The 2,732-nt window shown below is 56.7% G+C and carries 2 protein-coding genes; both read left to right on the top strand.

Annotation, left to right across the window (positions count from 1 at the left end):
* Window positions 1-697: 697 nt before the first annotated feature.
* On the top strand, window positions 698-1,840 hold the full coding sequence (locus tag NKI72_RS34485; protein WP_352450373.1) for a helix-turn-helix domain-containing protein: 1,143 nt from the start codon (window positions 698-700) through the stop codon (window positions 1,838-1,840).
* 420 nt (window positions 1,841-2,260) lie between these two features.
* On the top strand, window positions 2,261-2,732 hold a 472-nt coding region (locus NKI72_RS34490; RefSeq protein WP_352852181.1), incomplete at its 3' end, for a diguanylate cyclase domain-containing protein.

Below are 2,732 nucleotides of genomic sequence, written 5' to 3' on the forward strand. Positions count from 1 at the left end.
TAGCCAGATCATGAGGGCTGAGGCAGGTGCGATTGAAATGCCGAGGCAGCATCTGTGCGAACCTTTCAGTGCCCGCTACCGTGCTTGCGGCGGGCTTTTGGCTGATGAACCGCTGAAGCGGTGGCTGTCAAAATGATATTGTCATCTGCAGTGACTAGGAATCAATTTACTTGGTTCCTGATTGCTCCTTTATTAATCCTAGCATAACCGCACACTCACGGGCTTTATATTGTCCGGTAATCATAAGTCTATAGTAATCCTGCCGCTTGTTTTCCGGGACGTGAAATCCGCGCCGAAATTCCGCCGCCTCTTTTGGAGTTCGAGTGCAACCGAGTTTACTGGCCGCGACCTTCAAACTCCCCAGTGAGCATCCGATTTTTGCCGAAATGTCTTTCAACGGTTCGTTGTTACAGTACCCATCAAGAATTATCTTGCGACGATCTTCGCTGTTGAGCTTTGTGTTCATTTCAGCGGTCCCCTCAACTACGCTTTCATGATGCCCGATTCTATACGCACCAGGTTGAAGAGTGTCGTTAGCTTCGCATCCAGAAACTTATCTCGGCATGCATTTCTGACTGTAATCCAGCGTGATCGCCGTTTCAGTCGCCTCGAGTCGGCCAGTCTTGCCAGATGCCTGAGGTACACCACATGATTGAGAGGGGCATGGGCATACCCGAATCGGATATGACACCACGCGATGGATGCTAAAAGGCAAGAGGAGGCGCTTGCGAGGCAGGCGCTGGAGCGTGATCGACGTCGTTGGCCGCGCGAAGCTCAACCTTACAATGAGGGTGCCCCGTCACTTGCGCCGGCGCTCGAACCTTTGCCCTTTTCAACACTCGAACTGGCGCCAGAGGATCAATTCGCCGCTTGGCAGGCCCATATGGCACCGCTCGTCGAGGTCAGGTTGCCGGATGACAAATCGCTCGACGATGGCTTTCCCGCCGACCACACGGCTTGGAACCTCGACGGCATGCTGATCGTTCAACAGCGCGCACCGGCACATAGTTATATGCGTTCTGCCGCGAAGCTTCGGTCCAGCTCGATCGATCACTGGTATATCGCCTTGCCACGTACTGGCCGGTCGTGGACGGAGGTCGATCGCCGTGTAGCGGAGAACCAGCCGGGTAAATTGGAGATCAGATCGCTTGGCTACCCGTTTCGCGGGAGGACAACGGACTCCGAAAGTCTCTTTGTCTATTTGCCGCGCGATTTGTTCGCCGATGCGGCGGCAACCCTGGACGCCAAGAACAATTCAATTCTGTCGGGCAACTTTGCCAACCTCTTGCTCGATTACGTCAACAGCATCGAAGCAAGGCTGCGCAGCCTCACGGCTGACGATCTGCCCCGCATCGTGCACGCAACACGCAGCATGATCATTGCCTGCCTCGGGCCTCCGGCGGAACAGGTTGCGGCCGCCGAACTATTGACGAGTGTCGCGCTAATGGAGCGAGCGCGTCGATACGTACACCACAATCTGGATGCGGCTCATTTGACACCGGATTCAATGTGCCGGGCGCTCGGCGTCTCGCGCTCTCGTCTCTATCAGTTGTTCGAACCAAGCGGCGGTGTTCTCCATTACATACAAAGTCGCCGCCTTCTAGCAGCCCATATTGCGCTAAGCGATCCGGCGGACAGCCGGCGCATTGTTGAAATTGCTGAAGCCTTCGGGTTTAGTTCAGCGGCTAATTTCAGCCGGGCATTCAGCAAGGAATTCGGTTACAGCCCCCGCGAAGGCCGCAGTACTGTGGTATTGCCGCGCCCCGCCCACTCTGTTTCGCATGCCGGAGGCCAGGAGGCCTCTTCCTTTGAAGGTTGGCTCAAGGCGCTCGGAAACTGATTACAGGATCGCGAAGCTGATTGGGCGGACTTAGAAGAGGGGTTGCCCGGGGCGGCGAAGGTCACGCCGCCTCATGGGCCACAATATCTTCGTGTCGCGCCTACTGCGCATTAATCACACAGCTGATTCTCACCAATTCACGGTTTGTTAACGAACTGTGACGGTTCATCGTTATCGATAATTTGCCGCCGATCACGGCGGAGCATACATGGAACTAGGCTGCGGGGGGCTCTTATTAAGAGTGCGATTTGAAAGTTTGCCAAGCTTGACAGTTATGCTATTTCTCGACTGGGGGGCGCGAGTCTGCACCGCCTATGGAGGTGGTTCTTGCCCTCAGAGGCTTCAGGCGTCGGCACGGAGAGTGAGGGGCCTTCATCGAGCGACGCTCCAAGTGTCGGCGATGGGGTTCTCGCAGACCTTTTGGCGAACACGACCGAACTTTTGTCGTTCTATGACCGTGACTTCCGCCTGACGCACTACGCGGCCAGGCTCAAAGGGTTGTACGGAGGCGCGGTAGCGCCGGGCGCCGCCATCTGGGAGATCTACCCGAGCTTTCTCGATGCGAGCCATCGCGACGAATTTCTTCGTGTGTTCCAGGGTGGCTCTCCGGCCAGCATCGACTTGCCGCGAACATCGGGCGGAGCGCACCGGTCCGTTTTTGTGTTCCCCACGGCAAATGGTGCGGGTATCATCGAATTAAGGGAGGACGGCGGGCGGAGCGCAGCCGAGGAACAAGAACATGTAGTTCTGCTCCATCAGGCGACGCACGACGTGCTGACTGGACTGCAGAATCGGCGGCGATTCGGCGAGCGGCTCCAGCAGGCAATGGCGGCCCTCGGCGGATCAAAGCCGAAAGCCGCCCTTCTGCAAATCGACCTTGACGATTTCAAAG

This window comes from Mesorhizobium sp. M0437 (assembly GCF_040321335.1).
Classification (GTDB): Bacteria; Pseudomonadota; Alphaproteobacteria; order Rhizobiales; family Rhizobiaceae; genus Mesorhizobium.

What these genes read in the sequence shown, in the direction of transcription:
- NKI72_RS34485 (WP_352450373.1), top strand. Translation starts at nt 698, where the DNA reads ATGGATGCTAAAAGGCAAGAGGAGGCGCTTGCGAGGCAGGCGCTGGAG.